This window comes from Sphingomonas sp. Leaf208 (assembly GCF_001421415.1).
Taxonomy (GTDB): domain Bacteria; phylum Pseudomonadota; class Alphaproteobacteria; order Sphingomonadales; family Sphingomonadaceae; genus Sphingomonas.
Map to the genome: position 1 here is coordinate 255,880 of NZ_LMKH01000035.1, position 18,048 is coordinate 273,927.

The 18,048-nt window shown below is 65.0% G+C and carries 11 protein-coding genes; 5 read left to right on the plus strand and 6 right to left on the minus strand.

The annotated features are described in order from the left end of the window. Positions 1-97: 97 nt before the first annotated feature. Positions 98-3,283 (minus strand): TonB-dependent receptor, encoded by a 3,186-nt coding sequence (locus ASE69_RS16155; protein ID WP_056489450.1) that lies wholly within the window; start codon positions 3,281-3,283, stop codon positions 98-100. Positions 3,284-3,622: 339 nt separating this feature from the next. Between ASE69_RS16155 and ASE69_RS16160 the strand changes: the two genes are divergently transcribed. Next, complete coding sequence (locus ASE69_RS16160; RefSeq protein ID WP_200924184.1) at positions 3,623-5,542, plus strand: rhamnogalacturonan lyase; 1,920 nt, start codon at positions 3,623-3,625, stop codon at positions 5,540-5,542. Between the two features lie 12 nt (positions 5,543-5,554). Here the strand turns inward: ASE69_RS16160 and ASE69_RS16165 are convergent, their stop codons facing one another. Genes ASE69_RS16165 through ASE69_RS16180 form a run of 4 tightly spaced genes read right to left on the minus strand, consistent with a single transcriptional unit; the run spans position 5,555 to position 9,863 of the window. Next, positions 5,555-6,856, minus strand: a complete 1,302-nt coding sequence (locus ASE69_RS16165; RefSeq protein ID WP_056489452.1) for an oligogalacturonate lyase family protein — start codon at positions 6,854-6,856, stop codon at positions 5,555-5,557. Positions 6,857-6,872: 16 nt separating this feature from the next. Continuing rightward, on the minus strand, positions 6,873-7,847 hold the full coding sequence (locus tag ASE69_RS16170; RefSeq protein ID WP_056488918.1) for an alpha/beta hydrolase: 975 nt from the start codon (positions 7,845-7,847) through the stop codon (positions 6,873-6,875). Position 7,848: 1 nt separating this feature from the next. Then, on the minus strand, positions 7,849-9,081 hold the full coding sequence (locus ASE69_RS16175) for a rhamnogalacturonan acetylesterase (RefSeq protein WP_056488920.1): 1,233 nt from the start codon (positions 9,079-9,081) through the stop codon (positions 7,849-7,851). Then, positions 9,072-9,863, minus strand: coding sequence for a rhamnogalacturonan acetylesterase (locus ASE69_RS16180; RefSeq protein ID WP_235518881.1), 792 nt, complete (start codon positions 9,861-9,863; stop codon positions 9,072-9,074). Before ASE69_RS16180 ends, ASE69_RS16175 begins: the two co-directional genes overlap by 10 nt. 181 nt (positions 9,864-10,044) lie before the next feature. Between ASE69_RS16180 and ASE69_RS16185 the strand changes: the two genes are divergently transcribed. The 4 genes from ASE69_RS16185 to kduD all read left to right on the plus strand — a co-directional run bounded on the left by ASE69_RS16185 (position 10,045) and on the right by kduD (position 15,270). Next, entirely contained in the window at positions 10,045-10,704 is a 660-nt protein-coding gene (locus ASE69_RS16185; protein ID WP_082453212.1) for a DUF6250 domain-containing protein, read from the plus strand. A gap of 11 nt (positions 10,705-10,715) precedes the next feature. Further along, positions 10,716-13,442, plus strand: coding sequence for a hypothetical protein (locus ASE69_RS16190; RefSeq protein ID WP_056489456.1), 2,727 nt, complete (start codon positions 10,716-10,718; stop codon positions 13,440-13,442). Between the two features lie 110 nt (positions 13,443-13,552). Continuing rightward, complete coding sequence (gene kduI / locus ASE69_RS16195; RefSeq protein WP_056488924.1) at positions 13,553-14,395, plus strand: 5-dehydro-4-deoxy-D-glucuronate isomerase; 843 nt, start codon at positions 13,553-13,555, stop codon at positions 14,393-14,395. Positions 14,396-14,514: 119 nt separating this feature from the next. Next, positions 14,515-15,270: a 2-dehydro-3-deoxy-D-gluconate 5-dehydrogenase KduD gene (kduD, locus tag ASE69_RS16200; protein ID WP_056488927.1), complete on the plus strand. Its 756-nt coding sequence runs from the start codon at positions 14,515-14,517 to the stop codon at positions 15,268-15,270. 464 nt (positions 15,271-15,734) lie between these two features. Here the strand turns inward: kduD and katG are convergent, their stop codons facing one another. Beyond that, a complete protein-coding gene (gene katG, locus ASE69_RS16205; protein ID WP_056488929.1) occupies positions 15,735-17,960 on the minus strand; it encodes a catalase/peroxidase HPI in 2,226 nt (741 codons plus the stop codon). Between the last annotated feature and the right edge of the window lie 88 nt (positions 17,961-18,048).

The window sequence follows — 18,048 nt, forward strand, 5'->3', positions numbered from 1 at the left end:
CAGCGAATCTGGCGTCGATTCCGGTCACGCTACACGTCTGGAAAACCGGGAAAAAATGGCCGACCGTCTTGCGGCGGTCGGCCGAGGGGGGAGCACTCTAAAATTTCAGCTGGAGACCGGCGAAGAAACGCTGGCCGGCGTAATAATATTCCACCGGCCGAGCCTTGTCGATGTAGCTCGCCGACGACTCCTTGTTGATGTTCTGGATCTCCATGAACAACTGGGTGTGCTGCTCGGGGAACCGGAACGTCACCTTGGCATCGAAATAGCCTTCGCCGCGACGATAGATCGGGCTGTTGTCGAAGTTGACGTCGGACACGACCGCCAGCCAGTTCGACCGGTAATTGTAGTTGACGCGGATGTTGAGCCAATCCTTGTCGTAGAAGATGCTCGCATTCGCGGTCCACTTCGACAGGCCGGGATAGTCGTTGAGCGGTTGACCGGTGGCGACGTTGGTCAGGTTGGTCCGGATTGCGCGCGCATAGGTGAAGTTGCCGCTGGCCCCGAGACCATCGAACGGTGCGGGGAGGAACGTGAAGGCGGTTTGTACGCTGCCTTCGATCCCGTCCAGCAACGCGCCGAACCCGTTGACCGGCTGGCGCACCGTGAACAGCGAGCCGTCCTGGAAGAGATCGACATCGCCGCGCGTTACGTTCGAGATGACGAAGCTCTTCTCGTATTTCTTGAAATAGCCGATGCTGACCGCGGTGTCCTTGTTCGGGAACCAGCCGAGGTTCACTTCCCACTGATCGGCGCGATACGGCACGAGATCGGGATTGCCCGCGGTGCAGGCGTCCTGGAGCCCGGTGATGTCGGTCGAGTCATCGAGACAATTGACGTTGGGGACCAAATCGGTCGGCTTGGGGCGGGCGAGATTGCGGGCCCAGTTGGCGCGGAAGGTCAGGTTCGGCGTGATTTCCAGCGCGCCGTTGAACGCAGGAAGCCAGTCGGTGTAGCTGTTCTTCAACGACAGCGAGTTTGCCGCAAGCGTGACCGTTTCGATCACTGCGGGAATACCGGGCACGCCCGTGCCGGGACGGATCCGGGTCTGGCGGCTGATGTTGGTGCCGGTGCCCTTGTCGGTCGTCTTGATATAGCGAACGCCGGCATTGCCGCTGAACCGCATGCCGAGGACGTCCTGCTCGAAATTGCCCTTCAGATATGCGGCAGCGACGGTTTCCTTGATGAAAACGGTCGGGATCTGCGACTGGCCATCGGCGTTGCGGACCAGATCCTGATCGAAACCTGACAGGTCGTAGATCTGGCCCAGTCGGTCGAAGTCGATCGTCGGGACGGACAGTTGCGACGGCAGGCCGGCCGGCGCACCCTTGAGCCCGGTGAACAGGCCCGCACCCGGCAGGCCGCCGGTATTGGCCGCGATGAACTGTGCATACTGGGCCTGCGTCATGTAATAGGTGTTCGCGGCGCGCACTGCTGGCGGCGTATCGGTGACGACGGTGGTGTACGAGACGTTGGCGCTCGTCTGATACACGGCAGGGACGGCCGCGGCGCCGGTTGACGGATTCGCCGAAACCGCCGGCGTCAGCAGGCGCGAGCCGCCGCCGTTGTAGTTCTCATACTCCTGCCAGCGGAACTGCCCGCCATATTCGATGCTCGTCAGGAACGGCAGGTTGGTGTTCCAGTCCGCATCGAGCTTGAGCTGGTCTTCCTTGTTGTTCTTGTCCTCCGGGCGGTACTGGACCGTCGGTCCGGCCTGCCGTCCGGGCGCGTTGATCGTGCCGGGGCGGACATAGGCGCCGGTCGAATTCGGGTCGAAGTTCTCGGGGAACACGAACACCGGAATGCCGAGGTCGTTGCGGCGGTCGACGGTGATCCCGCCGATACCGGTCGAATAGGCGAGCAGGTTGGTATTGTTGACGGTTCGGCCCGTCGAATGCGACGCGAGCGCCTTGATCTTGAGATCGTCGAACGTCCAGTCGAACCCGGTCAGGTAATATCGAGTGCGCTGATCGTATTTGAAATCGCGACGCTGGACGCCGAGGATGTTGCTGGCACCGTTCCAGACCGGTGCAGCGGCGGTGCCGACGTTGACCGAATTAAGCGCGGTGAGCGCGCTGGTGACGACGTGGTTCTCGCTGGTCGAGGTGCCCGCGGTGATCTGCGGACGCGACGTCCCGCCGATCAGTCCAACCGGCAGCGCGGCGTCGTAGTTGAAGCGCTCGAAACGGCCGAGATCGAGCGAGTAGTTGACGTCGTTGAACTGCTGCTTGCGGTTGGTGATGATCGCTTCGGCGTACGCGCGGAAGTTGGGTGCGAATTCATACTGGACCTGGAGATCGGCGGACAGGCGCTGGTCGTCGATCCGGCGCTGGCGCAGGCGCGGCACGGTCGGGACCCAGTCGAAGAACTGCGTCTCGCAAGCCAGCCGCCGCGTCGTCGCCGCTGCCGCATTCGCTCCGCCGACGCCTGCGCAACTGCCATAGGTATTGAAATTGGCATAAGCGGGGTTGGCGACGGTCTTCTCGTCCGAGCGATCGAAATCCGCGATCCGCTTCCAGTTGGTGTTGCTGATATAGTCCTGGCGAAGCTGTTTCTTCTCGTAATTGACGGTGCCGAGGATGCCGAGGCCGTCGAGCAGGAAATGGGGTGTCCCGAAGATGCCGGTGAGGCGGGGACGCCATTTCTGCGCGGTGTCGAGATGCTGGGCGGAGGCCACTGCGCTGAGAAGTGGCTTTGCCAGTTCGAGCGGACGGCGCGTCTCGACGCTGACCGTGCCGCCGAGGCCGCCTTCGGTCAGGTCGGCGCTATAGCCCTTGTAGACGTCGATCGACTTGACGAGTTCGGTCGCGAGGTCGCGTAGATCGCCCGAGCGGCTGCCATCGGCGCTGGCCTGGGTGACGCCGTTGATCTCGATGCGGTTGAGATCGGGTTCGACGCCGCGGATCGACACCTTGGTGCCTTCGCCGAAGTCGCGATCGAGCTGCACGCCGGTGACGCGGGCCAGCGAGTCACCGAGGTTCTTGTCGGGAAAGCTTGCGATGTCGTCGGCGACGATCGAGTCGACCACGGTGCCGGCCTTGCGCTTGCGGGCGATCGCCGACTGCAGCGACGCGCGCGTGCCGACGACGAGGATGTCTTCCGAGGTCGCGCCGTCCGGCAGCGTCGCGTCGGGCGCGGGCTTCTGTGCGGGTTGCGCAACGCCTGTCGCGGGCGTCGCAGGTGCAGTTGTCTGGGCGGTAGCGGCGGTCGCCGAGCCCAGCATCAGCGCCAGTGCAGACGTCGTGATCGCCAGATTGCGCACCGAACAAGTGTGATGTGTCATCATATTTCCCCCGAAAGACGTTCCGGGCGGCGACGCATGCGGTAGCCGGCCCATCGTGAAGTCACCGTGCTAGGTGGCTGGGCTAGCCGGCTGGGCGCGTCGACAAGGCACGGGCGCGGCAGGCCTTGCGGCATGATGCGCGATCGATTTCTGTGCTGGGTCCAGTCATCATCATCCCCTCGTCTCGGCGCGGTCGTTACCGTCGCCAACGCCGGTACCATGACCGACGAAAAACCATATTGTGAAGCTCTGTCCCGTTTATTAGTTTGCCATTTCCTGAAGGGCAATCATAATAATTGGGATAAGTGCGATAATTGGCACGCCGCAGTGGAGATGATGATGACGATAGGCAGCCGCGCGTTCCTGGCGCTCATGGTCGGTGTTGCTACGCCCGCGCTGGCGGCATCGCCGTCCCGCGCGGTAGAGCGGCTGGATCGCGGCGTCGTCGCCACGCCCGCGAAGGACGGCGGCTGGCTCGTCAGCTGGCGGCTGTTGCGAGACGATCCGTCCGCGACCCGCTTCGACGTCTATCGCGACGGCCGCAAGATCACCCCGCAACCCCTCGCCGACGCGACGTCGTTCGTCGATCGCGAGGGTAATGATCGCGCCCGCTATACCATTCGTGCCCTCGTCGGCGGGAAGGCAGCAGCACCGAGTGCCCCCGCGCTAATGGCACCGAACGGATATCTGTCGATCCCGCTCGTGCCCCCGCCCGGCGGGACGACGCCCGATGGCGACGCGTTCACTTATATCGCCAACGATGCCAGCGTCGGCGATCTCGATGGCGACGGGCGTTACGAACTGATGCTGAAATGGGATCCGACCAACAGCCACGACAACAGCCAAGCGGGCTATACCGGCAACGTCTTTGTCGACGCCTATACGCTCGACGGCAAGCGGCTCTGGCGGATCGACCTCGGCCGCAACATCCGCGCGGGTGCGCATTACACGCAGTTCCAGGTTGCCGACTACGATGGCGATGGCCGCGCCGAAATCGCGATGAAGACTGCGGACGGTACCGTCGATGGCACCGGAGTCACGATCGGCGACACCAAGGCGGACTGGCGCAGTCGCGACGGCGAAGTTCCGCAACCGGATAAGACCGGCGCGAAGGTGCTCGCGGATGGCACCAAGGTTGCGCCGCTTGTCGGCCGCATCCTGAAGGGCCCGGAATATCTGACGGTGTTCGATGGCCGCTCCGGCAAGGCGCTCGCTACCGCGGCCTATGATCCACCTCGCTATCCCGGCGGTAATCCAAGCTTCGACCAGATGCGCGAGACTTGGGGCGATGGCTATGCCAACCGCTCCGACCGGTTCCTGGCCGGGACAGCGTATCTGGACGGGCAGCACCCCAGCATGATCTTCGGCCGCGGCTATTATGCGCGCACCGCCATCGCTGCGTGGGATTATCGCGGCGGCAAGCTGACCAAGCGCTGGCTGTTCGACAGCGCGGCGCCGGGTAACGCCGACTATGCCGACCGCGGCAACCACCAGCTGAGCATCGCGGATGTCGACGGCGATGGTCGCGACGAGGTGATCTACGGATCGATGGCGGTCGACGACGACGGCAAGGGATTGTGGACCGTGCCGCTGTTCCACGGCGACGCGATGCATGTCGCCGATCTCGATCCGCTGCGGCCGGGGCTCGAAAAATGGGGCGTGCATGAGCAGGTGAAGACCAATGGCGGGATCGGCTCGGCGTTACTCGACGCGCGCACCGGCGCCATTCTCTGGACCAAGCCCGCCGATACCGACACGGGCCGCGGGCTCGCCGCGGATATCGACCCACGTCATGTCGGGGCCGAGCTATGGGGCTCGAACAGTCGCGACCTGTTCGACGTGAAGGGCAATGCGATCGGGCCGGCCCCGCGCCAGACCAACTTCGCGCTCTATTGGGACGGCGACCTGCTCCAGGAGTTGCTCGACGGTACGACGATCAGCAAATGGAACTGGAAGACGGGCACCGCCTCGCCGTTACTGCATCCGACCGACGTCGCATCGAATAACGGCACCAAATCCAACCCTGCGCTCCAGGCGGATATTCTCGGCGACTGGCGCGAGGAGGTGGTGTGGCGTTCGGCGGACAACCGCGAACTGCGCATCTACGTGACGCCGTACTCGACCAGGCACCGCCTCGTCACGCTGATGCAGGACCCGGTCTACCGCGCGGGCGTCGCGTGGCAGAACACCGCCTATAACCAGCCGCCGCATCTCGGCTATTTTCCGGGCAGCCTCACGCCATCGGGTGATCCCGACTGAGGCTGCCGGCCGTCAGGGCCGGGGCATGGCGATCTCCACCGCGTAGATCGCCGCCTTGCCCTCGATGTTCGCGCGGAAGATGAGCCATTTCCCGTCCGGCGAAAAGCGCGCGTTGGGCTCGAGTTTGTAATCCTGTTTGCCCATGTCGACGAGTTTCTCCGCGGCGAAGGTTCCCGCTTCGATCAGGCTGTCGGCATTGTCGGCGCGAATCCCGGCGACATCCGGAACCGGCTTGGGGCGGAAGAGGTACATCCACTTCCCGTCGGGGGCGTGCGCGACCATCTCGCTGTCGCCGCCGTCGCCCGAGAACAGTGTCTGGTCCGCCGAGACGTTATAATGGACCGACCATTCGTTGCGCTCGAGATGATACCAGCGGCGCTTGGCAGTGGCGACGTCGTAGCCGGCCAACCAGAAATCCTCGCCGCGCGGCGTTTGCAGATCGTACCAGATCGTCTTGCCGTCGGGCGACCAGAATTCATGGCCGGCAATCTCCATGTTCATCGTCCGCGTCTGAACCTTGGTCATCTGGCTGCCATCGGTGCGGATGGTCCAGATACGGTCGACGCGGTGCCACGGCCCCTCATGGCAATACATCAGCAGCGTCGGGTCGGTCGGCGAGAATTGAAGGTGGTTGAGCCAGTCGGTCGCCTTCACCACGCTGCGCCGCTGCCCGGTCGTGACGTCGACGGTAAAAATCTCCATCGGGATCTTGGCGTCGAGCCGCTGGTTCAGCCGGAACTCCTTGGCATCGGCATAGACCATCGGCCGGCCGTCGGGCCAGTTCGCCGCGTACGCCGTCTGTCCGGTCTTGATATCGACCCCCGCCGCGTTGGGCTGGAGCGGCATGTCGCGCGACGCGACCTGTCCGGCGAGCAATGTCTCGTCGGCGTTGAGCGTATCGATGCGGCTGCCCTTCGGCACGACCGCGATCTTGCGGACCTTGGCCGTATCGATGTCGGCGGCATAGATCGTAATCGGCGCGTCGTCGCCACCCTTGGCCTGTTCGGAGAAGTACGCGGTGCGCGTCTTGTGCCCGGCGAACAGCAGGTGAGCGCCCGGCCGGTGCAGCAAGGATCTGACCGCCCATGTCTTCGTATCCGCCACCGAGATACCGTCGGCAGTCTGGAAGATCATCAGGTCGCCCTGCGGCGTGTAGGCGTTGTAGTTGAAATACAGCGCGTAATTGCCGGACGCGTCGGACAGTCGCAGGACCTTGTGGCCGGTCTTCGCATCGATCCATGAGGCCGGTTTTGCCGCCATCGAAGGCGCGGCGATGGCGAGCGCGATGCTCAGCCCGAATGCAATGTTTCGCATCGTCAGATCCTTATCGTCACGCGGGCCAGCCATGGTCGCGCGACCAGGCCAGGAACAGGTCCATCCACGGTATCGCCGTGCCGTCGCGGTGCGGGGCAGGCGGGCCATGGCCGCCTTTTTCGAACACCATCATTTCGGTCGGGATCTTGGCGGCATGCAGAGCTTCGTACAGCAGGATGCTGTTGCGCGCCGGCACTGCTGGATCATCGGCGTTCGCCATCACGAAGCTCGGCGGCATGTCGGCCGGAAGGTCGATCTGCGTCGAATAGCGCCGCTGCCAGGCTGGATCGGCGGCGTGTGGCCCCAGCAATTCGCGACGCGATTGCGCATGCACACCGTCGTCGAGCATCGTCACGACGGGAAAGAACAGCCCGGCGATCACGGGCTTTGCGGACAGGCGGTCGGCCGCGTCGATCGGCGCGTAGATCGGCGTACCTGACCTGGACGCCAGCCGTGCCGCGAGATGCCCGCCAGCGGAGAAGCCTGTGACGGCAACGCGCGCCGGGTCGACTGTCCAGCGCGTGCCCGCACCCGCGCGGATCACGCGCATCGCCCGCTGTGCATCCTGCAGTGGCGCATCCGGTCCCGCCGCCCAGCCATCGTGCGGCAGGCGATAGAGCAGCTCGAACGCGGTGATGCCGCGCGCCGCGAAGTCGCGTGCGATGCCGCCGCCGGTCCGGCCGACCGCTACGCGTGCGTAACCGCCGCCGGGACAGATCAGCACCGCGGCGCCGTTGGGCTTGGCTGGCCGCACTACCGCCAGCATCGGCGTCGCGACATGCGGCCAGGCGATGTCGTCCGCCGCGCCGGTCGGCGATCGCTTGACCCACTGGTCGGCAACCGCCGGTGTCGGGCCGCCGGGTGCGGCACTTGGCCAGAGCGCGAACCGCTCCACCGCCAGCGTCGTGTCCTGTGCGAAAGCGCGGAGCGGCAACAGGCTCGTCAGTCCACTGGCGAGACCACCGGCCAGGATCGTACGTCGCGTGATCATCTCAGTTTCCGTCCGGTCGGGTGGAATCATGCGCCACGCTCGGCGCAAGCCGGAACGTGGCAGGGTCGGGCGGATGGCCTGCGTCGAATGCTGTCAGGTCCGGCTTCAGATGCTCGGCGAGCGGCAGTTTCGCGGTAGCAATGCCCGCCGCTACCGCCCGCGCGAGCACCCACGCGCCGTAATTGTCGTGATGCGTCGCGTCCTTGCCGCCATCGTTGAACGCGAGCGGCGCGCGGGCCGGTCCGAGCGCTTCGTAGGAATGGATGCTCGCGGCATTCAGGTCGATCACTGGCACGCGCAATTCCGCGCCGACCGCCTTCACCGCCGCGGCATACTCCGCGAGGGTCGGGCGGATATTCTCGCCCGCCCACATCCGCCGCTCTGGCGAGGTCACGAGCACAGGGTCGACGCCCCGACGCCGAAACTCCGCGATCCACGCGCGGAGGTAATCCCGATAGGTCGTCTCGGCAGCGGCGTAGGTCTGCGGCCACTGCGTTTTCTGGTCGTTATGCCCGAACTGGATCAGCGCCCAGTCGCCCGGCTTCGCGGACTCCAGCACCTTGGCGAAGCGCAATTCGGTCATGAACGACTTCATCGTCTCGCCCGATTCCGCGTGATTGGCGACAGCGATGTCCGGACGGAAGAATGCGGGGAGCATCTGCCCCCAACTCGCAGCAGGCTCGGCCGGCTGATCGGTGACGGTGGAGTCGCCGAGCAGGAATATCGTCGGCACCGTGATCGGCTCGATCGTGATCGCAGTCACGCCGGGCTTCGTGCCTAGGATCTCCAGCGACAACCGGTCGTCCCAGCTGAACGAACCGCGCTCGCGTGACTTGAGCAGCACCGCGGTCCCACCCGGCGCGTTCAGCGGCGGCGGGGTGAGTGCGGCATCACGGACGTTGACGACGAAGCTCTGCGTGAGCGATCGCCCCGCCGGCACGACGACCGTATCGAGCATCAACCGTCGCGATTCCGCCTTGATACTGGTGTCGGTACGCATCTTGGGCAGGCCGAGCGTCACCGTGACCCGATAATTACCTGGCGGGACCGCAACCGAGAACAGCGCGGGGTTACCGCCCTCGAAACCGTAGCCGTCCGCATAGACGCGCCCGACCGTCACCGACACGGCGTCTTTTGGGGCCGCACCACCACCGAACACGAACCGTCGTACCTGCGCTTCCGCTGCGGTACTCGTTAACGTAAGTCCCAGAGCCAGCGCGCCGATCAGCCGCACGACGGGCCACCCGCCGGCGTCGCGCGTGTCAGGGCGGGAGTGCCAGGCGTCACGTACCGCGCGATCGGCAGCTTCAGACGGTGGAGCCCGGTCGCCACCAGATCGGCAACCCGCCGCGCGCCGATCTCGCTGAAATGCGTGTCGTCGGCGACGCCGGTGGGATAGCCGGGCGCTCCTGCTGCGCCGGTGTAATGCAAATAATAGCCCTTCGCCGCGTCGGCCCCGGCCGCCTGCACCCAGGCCTGTGACGTCTTGCCGAGATCAATCAGCGGCGTCCGCGTCTCATGCGCCACCTGTCGCGCCGCGTCGGCATAGGTCGGAAAGCTCGGCTGCTCGACCCCGTCCTTGAAATCGCGTCGCGCGACCGGAGTCAGGATCACCACCTTCGCACCCGCATGGCTGGCGACGTCGAGAAAGCGGCGGAGGTTCGCGCGATACTGCTCGATAGTCGTGAAGCGCTCGGGCTTGTCGACACTCGCATCGTTGTGACCGAACTGGATCAGCAGCGTGTCGCCTTTCCGCAGGTCCGCGGCGATCTTGTCGAGCCGGCCCTCGCGGATGAAGCTGTTGGTGCTGCGCCCACCGATCGCGCGGTTCTCGATGCTGACGTTTGGCGTCACGGCGCATCGCAGCATCGTGCCCCAACCCGACTGCGGATAGCGATCCGCCTTGTAGTCCTGTGCGGTCGAGTCGCTGGCGATGAAGATCCGCATCGGGGCAGGGGCGGCTCCGCCCAATGCAGGCGTAACCAGAGCGATGGCTATCAACAGGCCGTTCTTCACCCACACTCTCCCGCGTCTTCTTTCCCGCATGATGCGACGCCGTTCCGGAAAGAGCAACCGGCATCTCGATGAAATAACCATCATGTGGAATGCCTAACTAATATTCGGCACGAACTTGGCGGCGGCGATTTCGCGGCCTATGCAATGGCGGAGCGCGATGACAGCGCATGGGGAGGGCAGCATGCGCTTGAATGCACGGCTTCACATCGTAGCGGGTATCCTCGCCAGCGTGCCGTCGATGTCGATCGCCCGCCAGCCGCTCGCCGATTGGGTCGTCGAAGCCGAGGATCCCGCGGCGCGAGTCACCGAACGCGGCGGAATCATCGATATCGATACCGCGAAGGGCCTGACGCTATGGTGGCGTAAGCCGGTCGCAGGACCGGTCGTCATTCGGTTCGAAGCGTTGGCGGTATCGCAGGGTGGCGCAAACGACACGGTCAGCGATCTCAACGCGTTCTGGATGGCCCGTGAAGACGACGGCAGTTCCGTTCTCGTCCACCGCCGCCGCGGTGCCTTCGCGGACTATGACAGCCTGCGCACCTATTATGTCGGCATCGGCGGCAACCGGAACACGACGACCCGCTTCCGCCGCTATGTCGGCCGCACCGGCGATCGCCCGCTGCTGCCCCAGCACGACAGGCGCGATGCCGCCGACATGCTTCAGCCCAATCGCTGGACGACGATCCGGCTGATCGCGGACGGGCGGACGGTGGCGGTCGAGCGCGACGGGCGGCGGGTGTTCACGCTCGACGATCCCGCACCCTATGCGTCCGGCCAGTTCGGGCTGCGGACCACGTGGAGCCACCTGCGCATCCGCCACCTGTCGATCACGCGCCGCTGATGGAGACGATCATGACCCCAATGAACCCTACGCGGCGCGATACGCTGAAGGTCGCACTGCTTGGCGGTGCGACCGCGTTGCTGCCGGTCCGGCTCGATGCCGCGCCTGTGCCTGCGTTCCAGTCTGCCGCGATCCGCTGGATCGACGGGGCAGCGCCGACGATGCACATGGGGCAGACGTTCGGCGTCGCGTGGCCGCGCGGCGTGCTTAAGCGCAACACCGCGCTCGCGGTTCGCACCGCCAATGGTGCCGACATACCCGCGCAGACCTGGACCACCGCGACCTGGCCCGACGGTTCGATCAAGTCGACCGCCCACGCGATACCCGCCGATGTCGCGCCCGCTGGCCTGATCGTCACGCGCGGTCGGGCGACGGCACCAGCGCGCGCGGTGAAGGTCACCGAAACCACCGATGCGGTGGTCATCGACGTCGGCGACCTGCGCTGGGAGATCGGTCGCACCGGCCCCGCATTGGTCCGCTCGGCCAGTCAGTCCGGGCGGCTCGTACTCGGCGCGGTTTCTCTCGTTGGTTCGGTAAAGTCCGACCCGCTCCACGGCGAACCCATGTCGTTCGCCGGCGAGATCGAAAAGGTCACCATCGAGCAACGCGGACCCGTCCGCGCGGTCGTCAAGATCGAGGGACGGCACGCGATGGCCGATCGTCGCTGGCTCCCCTTTACGGTGCGGCTCTATGCCTATGCCGGATCGGCGGCGTTGCGGATCGTCCACAGCTTCGTGTTCGACGGCAATGCGGGGCACGACTTTCTTGCGAGCCTGGGCGTGCAGGCGTCCGTGCCGATGCGTGGCGCACTCCACGATCGCCACGTCCGCATCGCCGCCGACGGCCAGATGTTCGCCGAGGGTGTCCGACCGCTTACCGGCCTGCGTCGCGACCCCGGCCGAGCGTTTCGCGGGGCGCAGGTCGCCGGCCGCGCGACCCCGCCGCTGGCAACGATGGCGCCAGCGGTGCGCGACACGCTCGAGCGAATCCCCGCCTGGGGTGACTTCCGGCTTGAACAGCCCAACGCCAATGGCTGGCAACTGACTAAGCGGACCGCGCCCGGCCAGGGCTGGATCGACGCGGACGAAGGTCGCCGCGCGCCTGGGCTCGCCTATGTTGGCGGTCCGAATGGCGGCGTCGCGCTCGGCCAGCGCTATTTTTGGCAGCGGCACCCGACTGCGCTCCACATCGACGGCGCGGATGGCGACGCGGCACGGTTGACCGCGTGGCTCTGGTCGCCCGAGGCGCCCGCGATGGACCTGCGGCCCTATCACGGTGCGATGGGGATGGGGGGATTTGCCGCGCAGAACGAGGGGCTGTCCGTCACCTATGAGGATTACGAGCCTGGCTGGGACGACGCATCCGGCATCGCGCGGACCAGTGAACTGACGCTCTGGGCGTTGCCTGCAACGCCCGACACCGTGACGCTCGCGCAGATGGCGAAGGCTCAAGCGACACCGCCGCAATTGATGGCGAGCCCCGAGCATCTCCACGCCGCGCACGTGTTCGGCGATTGGAGCCTGCCCGATCGCTCGACGCCGAACCGCACCGCGATCGAGAACCAGCTCGACAATTTGATCGACTTCTACGCGGGCGAGGTCGACCGCCGGTCCTGGTACGGGTTCTGGAACCACGGCGACATCATGCACACCTATGACAGCGACCGGCATCGCTGGCGCTACGATATCGGCGGGTTCGCGTGGGATAACAGCGAACTCTCGCCCGATCTCTGGCTCTGGTATTCGGTCCTGCGCACCGGCAACGCGCAGGCGTTCCGCTTTGCCGAAGCGATGACTCGCCATACCGGCGAAGTCGACGTCTATCATGGCGGGCGTTTCGCCGGCATGGGTACGCGCCACGGTGTCCAGCACTGGAGCGACAGCTCCAAACAGCCACGCGTCAGCAACGCCAGCTATCGCCGCATCTTCTATTACCTGACCGCGGACGAGCGCGTCGGCGACCTGATGCGCGACCTGCTCACCTCCGACCAGACGCTCCAGCAGGTCGAGATTGGGCGGAAGGTACCGGGGGCGGAGAAGCCGGTATTGCCGACGGGAACGATCGAGATGACCTTCGGCACGACCTGGTGCCCGCTCGCTGCGGCGTGGCTGACCGAATGGGAGCGGACCGGCGACTCTCGCTGGCGCGACCGGATCGTCGCCGGCCTCGACAGCATCGGCCGCCTGCCGCACGGCTGGATGACCGGTAGCGCGCCGTTCGATCTCGCCTCGGGCCGGTTCATTGACCAGAATCGCGGTATCCGGCTCTCGCATCTCAACGCGGTATTCGGCGCTGTCGAGGTAAGTTCCGAACTTATCCGCCTGCTCGATGTGCCGCGCTATCGGACCGCCTGGCTCGACTATTGCCGCTGGTACAACGCGCCCCAAGCCGACTATCTGGCAAAGTTCGGCGCACCGTTTGGCCCGCGCAACTTACGCGAGGCGCATTCCCGGCTGACTGCGTATGTCGCGCACGAAACGCAGGATATGACGCTCGCGGCACGGGCGGCGGGAGAGTTCCTGTCCGGCGATGCGGGGCTTGGCACATGGCCGACGGATCCACGGCATACCGAGGGTCACGTCACCGAATGGCCCGGTGTCTCGACCAATGCGTCCGCGCAATGGGGTCTTGCCGCGATCCAGTGTCTGGCGTTGATCCCCGAGGCGCTCGACCGCGCGACCATCCAATCGCCGGCGGCGTTGGGTGAACGCCGCGTTGGCGACGTTGGCCGCGACTGATTTATAAATCCCGTATTGTGGTCACTTGCGCCAAAATATGCGGAGCGGTATCGGTTCTATCAACTGAGGTGTCGCTTCCGGCATCCATCTCTCGGCCATCGGAGTCCCGCATGTACGACCGCACCTACTACGCCACGCATCCCGACATGATGGAGTGCGTCTCCAACGACGAACTGCGCGACCGGTACCTGATCCAGGACCTGTTCCGCGACGGCGAATGCGTGCTCAACTACACCCATGCCGAGCGTTTCGTGATCGGCGGGGTCGCCGTCGCCAGCGGCTCGGTGAAGCTGCCTGATCAGGTCGAGCCGGCATCGGCGGCAGGTCACCCGTTCCTCGAACGCCGCGAACTCGCGGTCGTCAACGTCGGCAAGGTCACGGGCACCGTCACGGTCGACGGCGAGACGTTCACGCTCGGCAACAAGGATTGCCTGTACGTGACGATGGGCGCGAAGGACGTACAGTTCTCCGGCGACGGGGCGCGCCTTTATCTGGCATCGTGCCCGGCGCACAAGGCGTTCACGACGCGGGTGATCTCGGTCGGCGATGCGACCACGCTGGAGCGCGGCAGCCTCGAGGACTCGAACGAGCGCACGATCTACCAGATGGTCATCCCCGGCATCTGCGACAGCGCGCAGCTCGTCATGGGACTGACGGTGCTGAAGCCCGGCTCGGTCTGGAACACGATGCCGCCGCACATCCACGAGCGTCGCAGCGAGATCTATTTCTACTTCGAGCTCGATGATCTCGAGAAGGATCGCGTGTTCCACTACATGGGCGAAGGCGAGGCCACGCGCCACATCGTCATGGCGAACGAGGAAGCGGTGATCAGCCCGCCCTGGTCGATCCACATGGGTTCGGGCACGAAGGCTTACGCGTTCATCTGGGCGATGGCGGGTGAGAACCAGGATTATACCGACATGAACGTGCTGGATATCTGCCAACTGGCGTAACTTCTGCTCCCCTCCCGTTAACGGGAGGGGTCGGGGGGAGGGCGTGTCCACGAGCGTTGGTCCGCATTTCCCCTCCCCCTAGCCCCTCCCGCAGGCAGGAGGGGAACGAGAGAGAAAGCATGACAAATCCCTTCGATCTCACCGGCAAGGTCGCCATCGTCACCGGCGCCAACACCGGCATAGGCCAGGCGATCGCACTCGCGCTCGCGACCGCCGGCGCGGACGTGGCCTGTGTCGGCCGCACGCCTGCCGAGGATACCGTCACGCAGATCCGCGCGCTTGGCCGGAAAGCGGAGATCGTGTCTGCCGACTTGTCGACGATCGAACCGGTCCAGCGCGTCGTCGACGAGACGGTGGCCAAGCTCGGCGGTCTCGACATCCTGATCAACAACGCCGGCATCATCCGCCGCGCCGACGCGGTCGATTTCACCGAAGCGGACTGGGACGCGGTGATCGACACCAACCTCAAGTCGGTGTTCTTCCTGTGCCAGGCCGCCGGCCGTCACATGATCGTGCAAGGCTCGGGCAAGATCGTCAACATCGCTTCGATGCTGACGTTCCAAGGCGGCATTCGCGTGCCGAGCTATACTGCATCGAAGTCGGGGATCGGTGGCCTTACGAAGCTGCTCGCGAACGAATGGGCGGCCAAGGGCATCAACGTCAATGCGATCGCACCGGGATACATCGCGACGAACAACACCGCCGCGCTACAGGCGGACGAGACCCGCAACCGCTCGATTCTCGACCGCATCCCGGCAGGGAAATGGGGCGACGCGAGCGATCTCGGCGGTGCGGCGGTGTTCCTGTCGTCGGCAGCAGCCAACTACGTCCAGGGCCACATCCTTGCCGTCGATGGCGGCTGGCTCGCACGGTGATCCTCACGTCATCGTAGAGAGTTGCGAGACGTTAGGGTTCCGTCTCCTCCCGAGCCTTTGCCGAGAACTATAAAATTTAGCGCAAAATTGCTCATACGAACTGCGCCGTGAGCTAAGGCATCTGCGTAACTTTGGTTGGGTCGATGAGCATCGCCAGGAACCTGTCGAAATCGGCCTCTCTGGCTGGTCCTGTCACGATCACGCGATGCGTCTGTCTACCGCCGAAACGGGTGACTTTGGGCGTTCCTGAAGTGGCGTGACGAATGCGATCATCTTCGCGAAGATCTGATAACCGGCGCTTTCGCAGACCGTCTCGCATACGTGTGTAGCGCAATGGCCCCAGACGACGAGCGAGGGCGGGTACCGTGTAATTGCCTATGAACTACATAGGCCAGTCATAGCTAAGCCGTGGTGTTCCGGAACATTGTCCGACCCACCACGGCTTATATTCATGTCACCGAAGTTCAGGTCGCCTGGTTTGACGAAACAGGCTTGGCCGTGACGTCGAAACGATCGGCGTTCATGACCTTGACCCACGCCTTGACGAAGTCGCGCACGAACTTCTTCTCGTGGCCGTTCTCGGCATAGACTTCGGCCGTCGCGCGCAGCTGCGAGTTCGAGCCGAAGATCAGGTCGGTACGGGTCGCCTGCCACTTCTTCTCGCGACCACCACGATCGTAGCCGATGAACTTCTCGTCGCTCGACGTGTCGACCAGATCCCAGAAGGTGTCGTTGTCGAGCAGGTTGACGAAGAAGTCGTTGGTCAGCTGGCCCTTACGCTCGGTCAGCACGCCCTCTGGCGCATCGCCGAAGTTCGCGCCGAGTACGCGGAGGCCACCGACCAGCACCGTCATCTCCGGCGCAGACAGGCCGAGCAGCGAGGCCTTGTCGAGCAGCAGCTCTTCGGTCTTCACCGGGTGACGCGTCTTCAGGTAGTTCCGGAAGCCATCGGCCTGCGGCTCCATCCACACGAAGCTCTCGACATCGGTCCACTCCTGCGTCGCATCGCCGCGTCCACCGAGGAACGGCACCGACACGTCGTGGCCGGCATCGCGCGCTGCCTTCTCGACCGCAGCCGATCCGGCCAGCACGATCGCATCGGCCAGCGACATGTCGCCGCGCAGCTCGTTGAGCTTGGCCAGGACCTTGCTCAGCTGCTCGGGCTCGTTGACCGGCCAGTCCTTCTGCGGGGCGAGCGCGATGCGCGCACCGTTCGCACCACCGCGGTGGTCCGACCGGCGATAGCTCGATGCCGACGCCCAAGCGGTCTTGACCAGCTCGCCGATCGTCAGCCCGCTCGATAGCACGGCGTCCTTGAACGCAGCGGCGTCGGCGTCCGACGGTGCGGTGCCCTCGGGAACCGGATCCTGCCAGATCAGCGTCTCTTCCGGAACCTCAGGCCCGAGGTAACGAACGCGCGGACCCATGTCGCGGTGCGTCAGCTTGAACCAGGCGCGTGCGAACGCGTCGTCGAGTGCCGACTGATCGTCACGGAAGCGCAGCGCGATCTCGCGGAACTCGGGGTCCATCTTCAGCGCCATGTCGGCGGTGGTCATCATCGTCGGTACGCGCTTGTTGGGATCGCGCGCGTCGGGTGCCATGTCCTCGGGTGCCGGATTGACCGGCTGCCACTGCTTTGCGCCGGCCGGGCTCTCGGTCAGCTCATAGTCGTACTTGAACAGCAGGCGCAGATAGTCGCCGGTCCACTTGGTCGGGTTGTTCGACCATGCGCCTTCGATGCCCGAGGTCGTGATGTGACCCAGGCCAATTTCCTCGCTGTCGGTCATCCAGCCAAGACCCTGCATGTGCACGGATTCGGAAGACGGAGCCTTGAAATGCGGGGCAGGCTTGGCGCCATGCGACTTGCCGAACGCGTGGCCGCCGGCGGTCAGCGCGACGGTTTCCTCGGAGTTCATCGCCATCCGCAGGAAGGTCGCCTTCATGTCGCGCGCGGACAGGAGCGGGTTCGGATCACCGCCCGGACCTTCCGGGTTGACGTAGATGAGACCCATCTGGATCGCAGCCAGCGGTCCTTCCAGCTCGGGCATGTCCTCGCTGATGCGCGTCTGCGCACCTTCGTTGACCCACAGCTCCTCGGCACCCCAGAACGTGTCGCCCTCGGAGGCGAAGACGTCCTTGCGGCCGCCGGCGAAACCGAAGATCGGTCCGCCCATGCTCTCGATCGCGACATTGCCGGCGAGGATGAACAGATCGGCCCAGCTGATGTTCTTGCCGTACTTCTGCTTCAGCGGCCACAACAGGCGACGCGCCTTGTCGAGGTTGCCGTTGTCCGGCCACGAGTTGAGCGGCTCAAAGCGCTGCTGGCCCGACGACGACCCACCGCGGCCATCGGTCACGCGGTAAGTGCCGGCGGCGTGCCATGCCATGCGGATCATGAACGGGCCGTAGTGACCGTAATCGGCAGGCCACCAGGACTTGCTGTCGGTCATCAGCGCCGTCAGGTCTGCCTTGAGCGCGGCATAATCGAGCTGCTGGAACGACTCGGCATAGTCGAACTCTTCGCCCATCGGGTCGGGGGATACGCCGTGCTGGTGCAGCATGTCGATCGGCAGCGCGTCCGGCCACCAATCCTTGTTCGTGCGACCGAGCAGCGAGCGGGCCTTGACCTCGCCGCCGCCGTTGGGGCCCATCGGGCAACCGCTGCTCTTGGGCTGTTCGTAATCGGCCATGTCGGCGTCCTCTCTCAATCAGTGTTACCTGCGTGATCGGAAGATGCAGGATATGACCGACATTTGTCCAATCGATTATTCGGATACG

What these genes read in the sequence shown, in the direction of transcription:
- ASE69_RS16155 (WP_056489450.1), bottom strand. Translation starts at nt 3,283, where the DNA reads ATGACACATCACACTTGTTCGGTGCGCAATCTGGCGATCACGACGTCT.
- ASE69_RS16160 (WP_200924184.1), top strand. Translation starts at nt 3,623, where the DNA reads ATGACGATAGGCAGCCGCGCGTTCCTGGCGCTCATGGTCGGTGTTGCT.
- ASE69_RS16165 (WP_056489452.1), bottom strand. Translation starts at nt 6,856, where the DNA reads ATGCGAAACATTGCATTCGGGCTGAGCATCGCGCTCGCCATCGCCGCG.
- ASE69_RS16170 (WP_056488918.1), bottom strand. Translation starts at nt 7,847, where the DNA reads ATGATCACGCGACGTACGATCCTGGCCGGTGGTCTCGCCAGTGGACTG.
- ASE69_RS16185 (WP_082453212.1), top strand. Translation starts at nt 10,045, where the DNA reads ATGCGCTTGAATGCACGGCTTCACATCGTAGCGGGTATCCTCGCCAGC.
- ASE69_RS16190 (WP_056489456.1), top strand. Translation starts at nt 10,716, where the DNA reads ATGACCCCAATGAACCCTACGCGGCGCGATACGCTGAAGGTCGCACTG.
- kduI (WP_056488924.1), top strand. Translation starts at nt 13,553, where the DNA reads ATGTACGACCGCACCTACTACGCCACGCATCCCGACATGATGGAGTGC.
- kduD (WP_056488927.1), top strand. Translation starts at nt 14,515, where the DNA reads ATGACAAATCCCTTCGATCTCACCGGCAAGGTCGCCATCGTCACCGGC.
- katG (WP_056488929.1), bottom strand. Translation starts at nt 17,960, where the DNA reads ATGGCCGATTACGAACAGCCCAAGAGCAGCGGTTGCCCGATGGGCCCC.